Raw genomic sequence first — 15,709 nt, forward strand, 5'->3', positions numbered from 1 at the left:
GGTGCTTTTAAATTACCGCTACACTTATTAGAGTTTAGAGTCAATTTGGAATATAACAGCTGGTAGCTGATAGCTCAGGGCTGATAAATAACTATGAGTAAAGTCTTATTTGGGATTGAAAATCTGCGAGTTGCTTATCCTCAGCGTAGCCAAGAGGAACTAAGCTGGGCAGTTGATGATGTATCTTTTACTTTGCAACCAGGTGAAAAAATGGGATTGGTGGGAGAATCTGGTTGTGGTAAATCTACCTTAGGACGGGCAGCCATGCGCTTGTTGCCAACTTCTAGCCGTGTTGAGGGACGGGTAACATTTCAAGGACAATCAGTATTTGATTTAACGCTACCTCAACTGCGAAAATTTCGGGGGGAAGCAGTAGCGCTGATTTTCCAAGATCCGATGACGCGTCTTGACCCGTTGATGACAATTGGCAAACACTGTATTGAAACCCTGCAAGCGCACTCACCAAAATTATCAGATCAAGAAGCCAAAGAAAAAGCGATCGCCACTTTAGCAAAAGTAAATATTCCCGCCAGTCGTTGGCATCAATATCCCCATGAGTTTAGCGGTGGAATGCGGCAAAGAGTAGCGATCGCCTTAGCTTTACTACTCAATCCTAAGTTAATTGTCGCCGATGAACCCACAACTAGTTTAGATGTTACCGTTTCCGCACAAATTTTACAAGAATTAACTCGTTTGTGTGCTGAAGAAAACATGGCCTTGCTGCTGATTTCTCACGACTTGGCAATGGTAGCTGAGTACTGCGATCGCATCGGTGTGATGTATGAAGGCAAAATGGTAGAAATGGGGGCGACAGAATCTGTATTTAAACAACCCCAGCACGAATACACGCGATCGCTCTTACAAGCAGCTTTGCATATTCAAGCTGTACATGATGATGGAGAATTAATAATTGCGGATGCCCAAGAACAGCAATCATCCATTATTCATGAGCAATCTCCAATTTTGCAAGTTACAGAACTCAAGCAACATTACACCATAGAGCCTAATTTGATCGAAAGGCTATTTAAAGGGCAAGGTCAAATTATTAAAGCCGTAGATGGCATTAACCTAGATTTGTATCCGGGGGAAATTTTAGGATTAGTTGGCGAGTCAGGTTGCGGCAAAAGTACATTGTCACGGACAATATTGCAACTCATTCGTCCGACATCTGGCAAAGTCAAATTTTTAGGCCAAGATTTAACTACGTTGTCACGCCAGGAAATTCGTTCTTCCCGACGACAAATGCAAATGGTGTTTCAAGATCCCCATGCTTGTCTCAATCCAGCTATGACTGTAGGGCAAAGTATCGCTGACCCTTTGTTTATTCACAATCTTGCTGATGTAGCCAAGGCCAAAGAACAGGTTTTATGGATGCTGCAAAAAGTAGGATTAACACCCCCACAAATGTATTATGAACGTTATCCCTCAGACTTGTCTGGTGGACAACAGCAGAGAGTAGCGATCGCTCGTGCTTTAATTACTCACCCTAAACTTTTAATTTGCGATGAGCCTGTGAGTATGTTAGATGCTAGTGTGCAGTCGCAAGTACTGGATTTAATGTTGCAATTAAAGGCAGAATTTGAGTTAACTTACTTATTTATCACCCATGATCTTTGGTTAGCGCGGTTTTTATGCGATCGCATTGCTGTGATGTATGGAGGCAAAATTGTAGAGTTAGGACAGACAAAACAGATTTTTGCCAATCCCCAACACCCATATACTAAAACCTTACTAGCTGCTGCTCCTTTACTAGCACGAGCTTAACAGTTATCAGTTAACAGACATAGTTGGGTTTCAATGCTTACTATATGCTTTAATAACTGTTCCCTGTCCTCTGCTGCTATATTCTTGAATATTTTCTCCCTAACAGCAAAGATGACCTTTTTTGAATTAAAAATTAAAAATGTAAAATTAAAAATTAACAAGAAGAATATCTTGAAATGTTGAGCGCCGGGAAATCCGGACGCACTCACTTTTCGCTTTTTAATTAATTCTGGGTACAAGCCCCGACTGTCTTGAAAAGTTTCCTGCCAAGGGAAACCCTCCCGCAGAACTTTTCGCTGATTGCAATTTTTAATTAATAATTTTTAATTTTTAATTGGAGCGAAGCGACTTGACTATCCGCCATGCGACTGAAATTGACTTACCTGCAATTGTGGCAATTTACAATGCTGCAATTCCCAGCCGCACCGCTACCGCTGATTTAGAGCCAGTTTCTGTAGAAAGTCGCCTAGCTTGGTTTCGGGGGCGATCGCCTTTACAGCGGCCGCTTTGGGTGATAGACCTAGAAGGTGTAGTTGTCGGCTGGCTAAGTTTTCAATCATTTTATGGACGACCAGCATATACTAAAACTGCCGAAATTAGTATTTATATCGCCCCAACTTTTCATCGACATGGTTTGGGAAGGCAACTTTTAGCAAAAGCAGTTCGCGAAAGTCCAAATTTAGGCATCAAAAACCTAGTCAGCTTTATTTTTGCTCACAATCAACCTAGTTTAAAGCTGTTTGAGACATTCGGGTTTCAACCTTGGGGAAATTTACCCCAAGTTGCAGAACTTGACGGCATTGAACGAGATTTAATAATTATGGGACTGCGAATTAGCTGAGAGGCTCAGATCCCCGACTTCTTTAAGAAGTCGGGGATCTTGTTGTTCACAAGATAGGATTTACTTGAAGAGCAAAATATTTAGGAGTAAGCTTCTGTCTTTACAACATATTACTTTCTCAGCCTCAAATTCTGAACCTCCCGCCGGCTTGATAGTCACTCTGCACGGTTGGGGAGCTAATGCTGAGGATGTTGCATCTTTATTACCTTTTTTTAGATTACCTAATTACCAATTTGTATTTCCCAATGCGCCTTATCCTTTTCCTGATTCTGCAACAGGTAGGGCATGGTATGACTTGAGAATGGAGAATATGTTTCAAGGGTTAGCAGAAAGTCGACAACTGTTAACAGATTGGTTGCAATCTTTAGAAAGTAGTACTGGTGTACCTTTATCGCGGACTATTTTGAGTGGCTTTTCTCAAGGTGGCGCTATGACCTTAGATGTAGGATTACAACTGCCCTTAGCAGGTTTAATTGTGATGAGTGGATATTTACATCCTGAAATAGCAACAGCAACTAAAAGTAGTTTTCCACCAACTTTAATTATGCATGGCAGAAACGATCAAGTTGTGCCGCTGCAAGCTGCCTTAAAAGCACGGGAAACTGTAGAAGCTTTGGGCGTTGCGACAGAATATCACGAATTTGATATGGGACATGAAATTAGTCCCGAAATGTTAGAGGTGCTACGAAAGTTTGTAGTAAATGTAATGAAATAATCTGAAATGCAAATTTTTCACAAATTCAGGTAAAATCCTGAAAAATTTTACGAAATCAATGCCTGCCAATGAGTAATATAGATTGGGAGGTTGCGCCAAGCGTAACTTAATCCAAGCCGGGGCAATGCTGCAATAAGGGAGGGGCAAGCATTATGACAACTCTAAGCATTTCCAAAAAAGAAATTGCTGCCATGACCGCAGCAGAGGTGGAAGAACTAGCTACACGTTTGGAATTGGATAATTATAACAATGCTTTTGAGGGTTTAAATGATTGGCATGTATTGCGAGCGATCGCTTTTCAGCGCCCGGAGTTAGTGGAACCCTATATCTACCTCTTAGATTTAGAACCCTACGATGAAGCTTAGGATCAAAACTTTATCTCCTTGTGGATAGAGTTTTGTCAGTGGTTAGTGGTCAGTGGTCAGTGGTAAAGATGTTTTAAAACCATCTAACAATCACAAAGAAATGGGGTATTAAACCAGATCAAAAACAACTGACAACTAACAACTGACCCGCCTAGCATGAAAGCTGAAAGTATAAGTGTCAGAATTACTTTGTATTCACCTTAACTTTCATGCTTTATTTTCATGCTTAATCCTGCAACTCTCAAAAAAAGGGTTTTAATTGGTGTAGGCGGCGGTATCGCCGCCTATAAAGTTTGTGAGGTGGTTTCGAGATTATTTAAAACGGGGGTAGAAATCCGCGTCATTCTCACCCGTTCAGCCCAAGAATTTATCACGCCTCTAACTTTAGCCACTTTATCTCGTCATTGTGCCTATACAGATGATAGTTTCTGGCAGCCAATTCATTCTCGTCCTTTGCATATTGAATTGGGTGAATGGGCAGATTTATTATTAATTGCTCCTTTAACAGCGAATACATTAGCCAAGTTAACTTATGGAATGGCTGATAATTTGCTGACAAATACTGTCCTCGCTTCTACTTGTCCTGTACTGTTAGCGCCAGCCATGAATACAGATATGTGGGAACAATCAACGGTGCAGCGTAACTGGCAGCAAATATTAACTGATCGCAGATATCATGGCATGAATACAGCATCGGGTTTATTAGCTTGCGATCGCATCGGTGCTGGCAGAATGGCAGAACCCCCGGAAATTGTCGCATATATTCAATCGCTATTGCATACCCAAGGAGTCCGAGATTTAGCTGGTAAGCAAGTATTAATTAGTGCTGGGGGAACACGAGAGTATTTTGATCCTGTGAGGTTTATTGGTAATCCGTCTACGGGGAAGATGGGATTAGCTTTAGCACAAGCTGCGTTGCATCGCGGCGCTGGCGTGACCTTAGTACATGTCCCGGCTAACTGGGATGTACCATTGGGAGTACAAGCAATTCCTGTCAACACTGCTGAGGAAATGCAGCAAGTTATGCGGTCATATTTACCCAATGCTGATGTAATTTTTATGTCAGCTGCCGTTGCCGATGTCAAACCTAGAAATTACAGTCGAGAAAAATTACCCAAGCGATCGCTTCCCCAAACCTTACCCCTAGAACCTGTACCAGATATTATCGCTCAATTAGCACAACTCAAACAACCCCATCAGTGTTTAATTGGTTTTGCCGCGCAAACAGGAGATATTATCACACCAGCGATGGAAAAGTTGCAAAGTAAAAATTTGGATATGATTGTTGCTAATCCTATCGATCTACCTGATAGTGGTTTTGGTAGTGACAATAATCAAGCGATCGTTTTAGATAAGCAAAGGCGAAAGATAGAAATTTCCCATTGTTCTAAGCTACTTATGGCACATCATTTATTTGATTTTATCAAAGGAAATAGGAAAAACTCAGCCGCCACTTGAAGCTCAAGCGCTGGTTCGTCAACTAAAGTTGTTGCTAAAACTTATACACGAGCAATTTGCAGTTGATACCATTTCATCAGAACAAGGAGGAAAAATTCCCGCCATTGCCTTAACAGCGTATGCGGGAGAAATCAATCAGCAACAAGCGATCGCCGCGGGATTTCAACTTCACGTTGCCAAACCCATTGATCCAGAAAGTTTGGTAGCGATCATTGTTGAGTTAACTCAGATGACAAAAAAGTTATCGCCGCTTAACGGTGCTGCGTCGGGTTTCGCGTTTTTCGTCTTCTCGACGACGGCGATCGCGCCAATCTGCTAGCGTCAAATAACCAACACCACCAGTAACTGCTAATAGCAGCACCAAGGCAACTAAAGCCAAAATGCTCAGGAATGGACTTTCCACAATTCCTCTATAATCCGTTGCGTCCCCAAACTACCATTGCAATCGACCAAGTGAATACAACTAACAGTGATACCCAACCCAATGTCAAAATCGCCATAGTCCTAGTTTTTAAATAATTACAACACGTCTCTAATATTTATCATACTAGGAATAAGGAATAGGGAATGGTGGGTAGAGAATTTTTGTCGTACTTGATGTCCGGCTTTTTAGGCAAATGAGTTAAAGGAGGCACAAATTGAAGGTAAAAGACACAAGGGCAGATAAGTGACTCTCATTTAGTGTTGTTTCAGGTAAACTGAAGAAACACTAGTTAGACATTTATAGCAATTAATGCAATGGCTCTGTTCGTCATCATAAACTTGCATTTATTACATGGGATATTAGCACTTGATACTGTTGAACTTTAATCAAATGCTCAAAAAATAACCCTGTACTCTTTTTTTGAGAGAAGATGAGGTTAAATGTTTGTGTGGAATAAAGCACAGAATTACTAAAAAAATCAATAAAAGGGAACAGGGAACGGGCAACAGGCAACAGAAAAGCCAAGCTGCCCACAAGGGGAAGCTAGTCTCGTGGACGGGTTTCCCGACTTGAGACAACTGCCGTTAGCGTAGCGGTAGCGAGCTTGCGATAGCGAAGCGGTAGCGACGCAGGAGCGTCGCGTCACCCGAAGGGCGTTGGGATTTAAAACCATTATTTGGGGCTACTTTTTTCTTCTGTTAAAAGTTCCCTCTTGCCTGTTCCCGCCCCGTAAAGCCTACGGCATAGCTACGCTTAAGGCGCAGCCTCTCGAAGAGAAGGGGCTTAATTAAAACATTAAACATTTTTATTTAATCTTGCACCAAGCAGCTTGCTTGCTTCGAGAAAACATGACTTTCCAAGTTGTATTGCTTCAAATAGTCGATAATACCACAGTAGCGCTCTCTCGGCTGTTGCAGCTTTGGTTTATTAAATTGACTGCACAAGTGATAGATATTATCCGACATTATCAATCTCAGTTAATTAAATTCTTGGGAGCATTACTGTCCAGTAATGACAATGAAAAGCAGCAATTTCAATCTAACTCATTAGATGTTACTGTTGCGGATAATCAAGACCAATGGCGCTATCAAGCCATTGTCGAAGACCAAACCGAATTAATTTGCCGCTATTTGCCAGATACCACCATTCTTTATGTGAATGATGCCTACTGTCGTTATTTTGGCATAGATCGGGACGAACTGATTGGTAAAAGCTATACACCTGTGATTTTTGAAGCCGATCGCACCGAAGTTACCCGTTTGGTCAATTCCATGAATTGCAGCAATCCGCAAGTTACCATTGAAAACCGAGTGATTGTAAATGAACAAGTACGCTGGACGCAATGGCACAATCACTGCTTTTATGACGAACATGGACAGGCGGTAGAATGTCAATCTGTCGGACGAGATATTACTCGACTCAAAGAAATTGAAACTGAGTTACGAGAAAGTGAAGGACGCTACCGTACCCTAATCGAAACGATTCCGCAGCTTGTTTGGGTAGCACAGGCAGATGGGGTAACAAGGATTGACTATAACCAACGCTGGTTTGATTACACTGGGCAAACCCCAGAAGCAGTAATGGGCAAGGGTTGGTTATCCGTTATGCATCCGGATGACGTGGAATCTACACTAAACCATTGGCCGAATGCAGTTGCAGCCGGAACGAGTTATGAAGCAGAATACCGATTGCGGCGGGCAGATGGAGTGTATGTTTGGCATTTGAGCAAGGCAGAGCCAGTCCAGAATCAACAGGGACAAATTGTTCGCTGGTATGGTACTTGTACCGATATTAGCGAACGAAAACGCTACGAAGCTGAGCATCAGCAAGCTGAGGCGGCATTACAACAGCTAAATGAAACATTAGAACTGCGAATTGCTCAGCGCACGGCTGAACTCATTACTGTCAACGAGACATTAAGACAAGAAATTCAAGAACGTCAACAAGCTGAAGCTCTATTAAAATCCAGTGAAGAACGATTCCGACGGGCGATCGTAGAGGCTCCTTTTCCCATTTTCATCCATGCGGAAGAAGGTGAAATCCTTCAAATGAGTCAAGCAATTTTAGATATTACAGGATATTCTTCAGATGAGATTCATACGATTGCTGACTGGACAGAGCGAGCCTATGGCGAACGTCAACGTGATATTTTGGCGCAAATCAACCGCCTTTACAAATTAAACAGGCGGATTAATGAAGGAGAGTTTGAGGTCAGAACAAAGAGTGGTAAGACTCGGACTTGGCTGTTTAGCTCTGCTCCGTTGGGTCGTTTGAATGGTACACGACTGGTAATTTCAATGGCAGCTGATATTACAGAGCGCAAGCAAGCAAAAGTAGCTCTTGCCAACAGAATCAAGCAACAGGCAGCAGTTGCTCAACTGAGTCAAGTTGCTTTATCGGGTCTAGATTTAACAGCCTTATTTGACCAGACAACTCGACTGGTTGCTGATAGTTTGGCTGTAGAGTACTGTAAAGTGCTGGAACTGCTGCCTAATGGTCGTTCTCTGCTTTTGCGTTCAGGGGTGGGTTGGCAAGCCGATTTGGTAGGACAGGCGACAGTGAGTAGTGATCGCACCTCTCAAGCAGGATATACTTTATTGTCTGACAATCCTGTAATTGTTAAAGATTTACGAGTAGAAACTCGATTTAACAGCCCTCCTTTGCTCATCGAACACGGTGTGATTAGTAGTATGAGCATGATTATTCAAGGGCAAGATAACCGCCCGTTCGGAGTACTCGGAGTGCATTCCAAGCAACATCGAGATTTTACGCAAGACGATATTAATTTCTTACAGGCTGTTTCTAACTTGTTAGCAACTGCTATCCAACGCAAGCAAACTGAGCAAAAACTATATCAACTCAATCTTACTTTAGAACAGCGTGTACAAGACCGTACCCAGGCACTAGAGGCAGCTAATCAAGAATTAGAAGCGTTTTCCTATTCAGTTGCCCATGACCTACGCGCGCCTCTACGGGCAATTCAGGGGTTCGCTCAAGTGCTGATTGAAGATTATGATGCTGCCTTGGATGATTTAGGTCAAGAATACATTCACCGCATGGCAACTTCTGCTGAACATTTAGATATCCTAATTCAAGATTTGCTCACCTATAGCCGTTTAGGACGGACTGAAGTTCATTTACAACGGGTCAGTGTTGCCGCTGTCTTGGAAGGAGTTTTGGCTGATTTGCAGCCAACATTGCAATTTAAACAGCCGAAGATAAAAATAGATTCAAATTTACCAGTTGTTTATGCTCAACGCAGTGTTCTCAAGCAAGTATTGAGCAACTTAATTGACAATGCCTTCAAGTTTGTAGCGTTAGATTTAGAGCCTCAGATTCGGATTTGGGCAGAACGACAAGAGTTGTTGGGTAGTGACTCACAAGTGAATCCGCAGCGAGTCAGAATTTGGGTTGAAGATAACGGCATCGGCATAGACCCCAAGCATCAAGAGCGAATTTTCAAGGCGTTTGAACGGTTGCATGGAGTAGAAGCTTATCCGGGAACGGGTATAGGATTGGCGATCGTCAAGCGAGGTATTGAGCGTTTGGGTGGACAAGTTGGGGTAGAGTCAACACTCAACCAGGGAAGTCGGTTTTGGATTGAGCTAGCTTTGGGTTAATACCAATTTTTTATGAATCTGCATAGAATTTGATCCCCCATAACCCCTTAAAAAAGTGGGATTTAGGGGGATGAGATCATTTATGTGTACACGGTAGTTACTAATACCACTTCACGAAATTATGGATACAAATTACTTTTCTTACTCCCCCTGCCTCTGGTCACTGAGTTTCGACACTTCGACAGGCTCAGTGCAGCGCTGCGCGGTAGTTGAGCGTAGTCGAAACTCAACTACCGCGTAGCCGAAGTGCTGCTTCCCCTGCTTGCCCAAATGTATCAACTTTAAAGTGAAACGGTATAAGGGGAGGGTTCAAAATAATGTGCGGCTTCACAGAGAATTGGTATTACATGCATTGCGATGAAAAAATTTTCATTTAGACCGCCTTCTAAATAATTACATTAGCGAGTCTGCAAGCGTCATTACGAATTACGAATTATGCACAATACATTTCAATAAAGAAGTTTTTCTAAGATCATGCTGCATTTGATAGTCAGTTCTAGCAAATTCTATTTGTAAGATTAAGCGATCTTGATGAGTAGGTGAAATTCCTTTGTGAAAGCAAAGTGGGTCTTCGGCAAATCCAAAACCAGCTTGTCCACAAATTTCTACCAAAGATTCCCGACCATAATAATTGATAATATCTTGGTCTGTTTCTCGTTTACGTAGCCATAGATGTGAACTAGTTTTTTGGTTATGACTTTTACGAACACATACATGAGGGCCACTTTGATGATTTACGTTAGTTAAATAAAAGAAAAATTTGATAAAGCAATAATCATCTACATCGTAGTGAAAAAATTGAGCAGCTTGACTTTGTTCACGGTAAGTCATCTTTCCTGCGAAACTCCACCACATTTTATTTCCCTGGTGTACTGGTTGAGCATCTAAATATTTAGCAGCTATTGCTAATAGTTTTGGATCGTGTTGGAGTTTTTTAATGGCTGGACAAAATAAAGCTGTGTTGAAATAATGACCTGTAATAAAATGTTTACCAGATTGAGTTTGTGCTTTTGCCTTTTGATGATAATAAAAACCATACTCTAGCTTTTGATTACCATAACAAGGAGTAGAGTGAGCAAATTGAACTATTTCTTGAACAAAACTTTGAGGTAGATTAATACCTAAATATAGTCCTTCGTTTTTGAGACTATTCACAGCATCGTCTATATTTACATCTGCAAAACACGAATTATTTTCATTAAGCAGTGATAAATATGATTTGATTGAGCGTTTAGAGAAATATTTAACTAGCGATCGCACAATCCGAAATCGGGCAGTTTTACGCATTAAAAGCCATCGAGGATTTTTAGTCAGTCCTTTATGACATTCATGAGAAATATCATAAATTTTTGCAAAGGCCCTATGAAAATAATTATTAAACAAACTTATCAGCATAAAACTCCTGAGATGAAAACAGCAGTATGCGATCGCCACTTTGTCGTACGTAAGTATAAATATGTAAGTTATGTGATTAAATGCTAATCGATCACAATTAATTAGGCTACCGTATCACAGTAAATTTACTGTTTCTTTGTACGAAAGATTATTTTTTTAAAGAGTTAAAAATATGAATTTTTGTTGGAACCAATCAGATGAATCACCACAAAGTTACTTAGATATTTATAGAAAGTCTTGTAGACTGTTGACAGTCAACACTTAGCAACCTTTATCAATAATGATTAAAAGTGTAGGATAAAAGCTATGTCCTGTAGATTGAAAATTTTAGTAGTTACTATAGGTAAAACTTTATGTCAGTCTCACGGCAGCTAGAGCGCTTTGGAAACCACCTGATTATTGGTATTTCTGGGACTACTTTAAGTGATGAAGATAAACGTCTACTGAGTGAATTGCAGCCAATAGGGGTGATTTTTTTTGCTAAAAACTTTTTGGATGGAACTCCTTATCAGGTTTGGTTGGATAAATTCAAGGATTTGAATGACCAAATCCGAGAATATGCCGAACGTGACTCCATGTTTATGACTCTAGATCATGAAGGAGGGCGTGTAGTTCGCACACCGCAACCAATTACCCGATTTCCTCACGCTTTGTTGTTGCGATCGCGATCGCGTGAAGTTGCAAAAGCTACAGCAATAGAGCTAAAATCACTGGGGATTAATTTATCTTGGGCTCCTGTAGCAGATATTTTTTCTCATCCTCAAAATCCTGTTATTGGGGCGCGGGCTTTTGGTAATACTCCTGAAGCTGCTATTTTAGGTGTGCGTGAATATTTTCTCGGACTTCAAGAGTCAGGAATTTTGGGATGTGCTAAGCATTTCCCTGGACACGGAGACACTAGTAAAGATTCTCATATTGAATTACCAACACTCAATCTCACTTTAGATGACCTGCGAAATCGAGAACTTATACCCTTTCAAGCGCTGATAAAAGCCCAAATACCTTTAATCATGACAGCGCATATCTTGTTTCCTCAGATAGATCCTCAGTTACCTGCAACCCTTTCCCAAAATATTCTCAAAAATATACTACGGGAAGAACTTGGTTTTGAGGGAGTAATCGTATCTGATGACTTGGATATGAAAGCTGTATCAGATATGTTTATGAATAAAGGGACTGTAGCCCAAGCGTTTCATGCTGGCTGTGATTTGTTTATCGTTTCGCGCAATATTAATTCTTCATCTATTGAACGAACTTATAAAATTGCTGAAGATTTCGCCGATTCTTTGAGCGATGGTAGTTTAGACGAATCTGTAGTGTCAGCAGCTAAAGACAGAATCGAAAAATTACTAGCAGTCACACCGCAATATATTGTTTATCCTCTCGATAAAAATACATTACTACAACATGGAGAATTAGCGATCGCTTGTGCTTTTTAAGTAAAAAAAAGAGAGGACTAATACCATTTCATGAAATATTTGAAACAGATGATTGGTCTTTAATTCTTTCCCCCTGCCCCCTGCTCCCTGCTCCCCTGCTTGCCCAAATGTATCAACTTTAAAGTAAAACGGTATAAGGGTCATGAATTGTACCATCAGGCATAATAGTCTCTCTGAGCTTTGCATAAGTTATTTTTGTTTCATGGAGGTTCGCGTTACTTAAGTTTGCCTTAGTTAAGTTTGCCCAAGTAAGGTCTGCGCCAGTTAAATTCACCTCAGTTAAATTAGCCTCTAACAATATTGCTCCACATAATTTTGCTGCTGTGAGATTTGCTCTAGCTAAATTGGCTTCAATTAAGGATGCTTCAATTAATGTCGCTTCAGTCAAATCTGCTTCTCTGAAATCTACATCACACAAAGAAGCTCCCCAAAGTTTACAACCACTGCATTGCACTCTCCACAAAAAAGCTCTACACAAATTTGCGTGCGTTAAATCGGCATTCATCAAATTAGCTTCCGATAAAGAGGCTTCATATAAATTAGCTCCCTGTAGACTCGCTTGTGTTAAATTCGCTTGATTGAGATTAGCACCAGTGAGAATAGAACCACATAAATTAGCCTCTTGTAAATCTGCTTCTATCAAGTTGACACCACTTAAATCGATTCCTCTCAAGTCAATACCACTTAAATCACAGCCACTAAAATCCCGACGCTGACAAAATTTATCTTTGATTTGACTCAATATTAATTCTTGTTTGTCAGCATAATTTCTCATGGTATTTACCTCAGAGTGTAAATAATTGCAAAAGTCAATTTTGAGATTTACTGTATATCGAGAGTACACCCCAAACGACAATTAGTGGAGTCAAAAATCAGAAATAAATTGAGAAAAAACTACTTAAGTAACGGAAAACGAACTTAGTAAGTAGTTTGCCCAACAAAAAACGCTGACATAAGTCAGGAAAAATTGATAATGTAAAAAAATGTCATTTTTAAATATCAATGGCTAATAGGGTATAAAATATAAGACTCATATTTGATTTTTGAAAAAATTCAGTACGCCTCAAAGAGCCTTGTTCCCTGTTCCCTGCCTATCGCGCTTGCGCTGCGCTTCTGTGCGAGACGCTTTGCGAACGCGCACCACACAAGTAATTTCACCAAATAAAACCGGATTTTTATATAAGATTAATTACTCATTACTAATAAATAGTAAACTTTAATTTTCCAGAAAAAAATTTGCATTAAAGATTCCCAAAAACCAAAAGATTAGAGAAGGTTCAGTTGAGATACCTGTAAGTGTGATTCGTTCTGAATAAACTCATAATTTGGGAAAATTTCCAGCTTGAATATATGAAAGTTTGATTTTACAAATGATTTAGGATTACTATGTATATTAGCAGCAATATAAGTCTAATTTATGTAATAAATCTGACATTTTAACCTTAGGTAGCGCAAACAAGTAAAAGCTACATTGCGGAAAGTAAACAACTATTTCATCAAATGGTAGACGCATTTCCCTCCCTAATGTGGATGTTGGACACACATTAACTCTGTTATTACTTCGATAGAACTTGCCGGAGTTTAAAGGTCGTACAGTGGAGGAAAAAATGTGTCCTAGTTGCTTCCAAGGGGTACATCCCGATGATTTACAGCGTTATTTTGATACTTATATAAATGCGTTTAACGCTCGTCAAGAATTTAAAATGGAGTATCGGCTTCAACGTTTTGACGGCGAATATCGTTGGATTTTAGATATAGGAATGCCGCGTTTTACCTCAGAAGGCAATTTTCTGGGTTATATCGGCTCAAGTATTGATATTAACGATCGCAAACAAGCAGAAGCAGAACGTGAACTTATGTTAGCGCGATCGCAGCAACACGCCAAACAATTGCATGGGTTGACTGAGGCAGCATTGGCAATTAATTCAGTATTCTCTATTGAAGAAGTTATAAAAATAATTACAGAACAGGCACGGGCTATTATCGGCGCACACCAATCTGTTACCAGTATAACAGTAGATCAAAACTGGGCAGAGTCGATTAGTTGCATTTCCCTTTCAGAACGATATACTGCATGGAAAAATTATTTAGAAAAGCTTAATGGTTCGTGCATTAATGACTACCTTTGTCAGATGAATGCTTCTGTGCGGATGACTCAAGCTGAACTCGAAGCTTATCCTTTGTGGCAGGGTTTTGGGCAAGAAGCCGACAAGCATCCACCCATGCGGGGATGGCTAGCTGCACCATTAATTGCGCGAGATGGTCATAACATCGGACTAATTCAATTAAGCGATAAATATGAAGGCGAGTTTACTGAAGAAGACGAAGCTATTATTGTCCAGTTAGCTCAAATGGCATCAATAGCAATTGAAAATACTAGACTTTACGCAGCAGAACAGCAAGCACGTACTCAAGCCGAAGAAGCAAACAGCATTAAAGACCAGTTTCTTGCTGTGCTTTCCCACGAGTTGCGCTCCCCACTGAATCCTATTTTGGGTTGGTCTAAGCTACTCCAAAGTCGGAAATTTGATGCTTCAAAAACAGCAGCAGCCTTATCAACCATTGAGCGAAATGCCAAGTTACAGGCTCAGTTGATTGAAGATTTGCTGGATGTGTCGCATATTCTTCAAGGGAAGTTGACATTAAATGTGAATATAGTCGATTTGGTATCAACCATTTCTAGTGCTTTGGAGACAGTACGTTTAGCCGCTGAAGCAAAATCTATTGATGTCAAATTTTCGACTTTTCCCCAGTTGAAACCGCAATATTTTGATTTAAATGTTGAATCTATTGATCATCAAAAGCAATCTCCCGATTCCACATTCTTAGTAATAGGCGACCCTAATCGCTTACAGCAAGTTATTTGGAATTTACTTTCTAACGCTGTTAAATTCACACCCCCAGGTGGGAAAGTGCAAGTTTACCTAGAGCGTAATGATTCTCATATTCAAATCCGAGTCATGGATACAGGTAAAGGCATTGACTCTAACTTTTTACCATACGTATTTGATTACTTTCGCCAAGCAGATAGTGCTACTACCAGAAAATTTGGGGGATTAGGGTTAGGACTGGCGATCGTGCGACAATTAGTAGAACTCCACGGAGGTATAGTCCTGGTAGAAAGTCCAGGTGAAGGGCAAGGAGCAACATTTACAATCCAGTTGCCACTTTTACCAATAAAAGGTGAAACACCAGAAGGGCAAAAAGAAGCAGAAATAGACTTTAACTTGCGTAGCCTTCAAGGAATGAAAATCTTAGTTGTGGATGATGATATTGATTCACGAGACTTTATCAGTTTTGTGCTGCAAGAAGAGGGTGCAGAGGTAATATCAGTCTCGTCGGCTATTGAGGCATTGGAAACCTTATCAAATTTCTTACCAGATGTGCTGTTAAGCGATATTGGTATGCCAGAAATGGATGGCTATATGCTGATTCGCCAAATTAGAGCTGGGACACCAAATGAAGGCGGACAAATTCCCGCGATCGCTTTAACGGCTTATGCTGGAGAATATAATCACCAACAAGCAATTTCCGCAGGTTTTCAGATGCATGTTACTAAGCCAGCAGAACCATCTGAGCTAATTGCAGCTGTTAACAAACTGACGAAAAAGTCAATGGTTAGTAGTTAGTAGTTAGTTGTCAGTTGTCAGTAGTGTTTTTTTTCTTGCCCCCCTGCCCCTCTGCCCCT

General features: G+C 40.5%; 12 protein-coding genes. 9 read left to right on the forward strand and 3 right to left on the reverse strand.

The features are described from left to right. Positions 1-93: 93 nt before the first annotated feature. From QI031_RS26525 to QI031_RS26550, 6 genes are all read left to right on the forward strand, one after another. Positions 94-1,764: a dipeptide ABC transporter ATP-binding protein gene (locus tag QI031_RS26525; RefSeq protein WP_281482567.1), complete on the forward strand. Its 1,671-nt coding sequence runs from the start codon at positions 94-96 to the stop codon at positions 1,762-1,764. Positions 1,765-2,113: 349 nt separating this feature from the next. Then, entirely contained in the window at positions 2,114-2,605 is a 492-nt protein-coding gene (locus QI031_RS26530) for a GNAT family N-acetyltransferase (protein WP_281482568.1), read from the forward strand. A 94-nt stretch (positions 2,606-2,699) separates the two neighbouring features. After that, positions 2,700-3,320 carry an alpha/beta hydrolase gene (locus QI031_RS26535; RefSeq protein WP_281486129.1) on the forward strand — a complete coding sequence of 207 codons (621 nt, stop codon included), beginning with the start codon at positions 2,700-2,702 and terminating at the stop codon, positions 3,318-3,320. Between the two features lie 152 nt (positions 3,321-3,472). Further along, positions 3,473-3,685 carry a protein IsiD gene (gene isiD / locus QI031_RS26540; RefSeq protein ID WP_281482569.1) on the forward strand — a complete coding sequence of 71 codons (213 nt, stop codon included), beginning with the start codon at positions 3,473-3,475 and terminating at the stop codon, positions 3,683-3,685. Positions 3,686-3,907: 222 nt separating this feature from the next. Further along, positions 3,908-5,143 carry a bifunctional phosphopantothenoylcysteine decarboxylase/phosphopantothenate--cysteine ligase CoaBC gene (coaBC, locus tag QI031_RS26545; protein ID WP_281482570.1) on the forward strand — a complete coding sequence of 412 codons (1,236 nt, stop codon included), beginning with the start codon at positions 3,908-3,910 and terminating at the stop codon, positions 5,141-5,143. Further along, on the forward strand, positions 5,100-5,462 hold the full coding sequence (locus QI031_RS26550; protein ID WP_281482571.1) for a response regulator: 363 nt from the start codon (positions 5,100-5,102) through the stop codon (positions 5,460-5,462). The genes coaBC and QI031_RS26550 overlap by 44 nt, the downstream gene beginning before the upstream one ends. Positions 5,463-5,553: 91 nt before the next feature. Here QI031_RS26550 and petN read toward each other — a convergent pair whose 3' ends face one another. Continuing rightward, positions 5,554-5,643: a cytochrome b6-f complex subunit PetN gene (gene petN, locus QI031_RS26555; protein WP_010998401.1), complete on the reverse strand. Its 90-nt coding sequence runs from the start codon at positions 5,641-5,643 to the stop codon at positions 5,554-5,556. Positions 5,644-6,415: 772 nt separating this feature from the next. On the opposite strand from petN, the gene QI031_RS26560 reads away from it, so the two are divergent. Further along, positions 6,416-9,187 carry a PAS domain S-box protein gene (locus QI031_RS26560; protein WP_281482572.1) on the forward strand — a complete coding sequence of 924 codons (2,772 nt, stop codon included), beginning with the start codon at positions 6,416-6,418 and terminating at the stop codon, positions 9,185-9,187. 426 nt (positions 9,188-9,613) lie between these two features. Here the strand turns inward: QI031_RS26560 and QI031_RS26565 are convergent, their stop codons facing one another. Beyond that, the gene (locus QI031_RS26565) at positions 9,614-10,474 is read right to left on the reverse strand and encodes a hypothetical protein (RefSeq protein WP_281482573.1); all 861 of its coding nucleotides are present in this window, start codon (positions 10,472-10,474) and stop codon (positions 9,614-9,616) included. 461 nt (positions 10,475-10,935) lie between these two features. Here QI031_RS26565 and nagZ point away from each other — a divergent pair, with 461 nt between their 5' ends. Continuing rightward, positions 10,936-12,021, forward strand: a complete 1,086-nt coding sequence (nagZ, locus tag QI031_RS26570; protein WP_281482574.1) for a beta-N-acetylhexosaminidase — start codon at positions 10,936-10,938, stop codon at positions 12,019-12,021. A 118-nt stretch (positions 12,022-12,139) separates the two neighbouring features. Here nagZ and QI031_RS26575 read toward each other — a convergent pair whose 3' ends face one another. Continuing rightward, positions 12,140-12,796: a pentapeptide repeat-containing protein gene (locus tag QI031_RS26575; protein ID WP_281482575.1), complete on the reverse strand. Its 657-nt coding sequence runs from the start codon at positions 12,794-12,796 to the stop codon at positions 12,140-12,142. Between the two features lie 832 nt (positions 12,797-13,628). Between QI031_RS26575 and QI031_RS26580 the strand changes: the two genes are divergently transcribed. Then, complete coding sequence (locus QI031_RS26580; protein WP_281482576.1) at positions 13,629-15,650, forward strand: ATP-binding protein; 2,022 nt, start codon at positions 13,629-13,631, stop codon at positions 15,648-15,650. Positions 15,651-15,709 lie beyond the last annotated feature (59 nt).

The sequence above is a fragment of the Halotia branconii CENA392 genome (assembly GCF_029953635.1).
GTDB classification, from domain to species: domain Bacteria; phylum Cyanobacteriota; class Cyanobacteriia; order Cyanobacteriales; family Nostocaceae; genus Halotia; species Halotia branconii.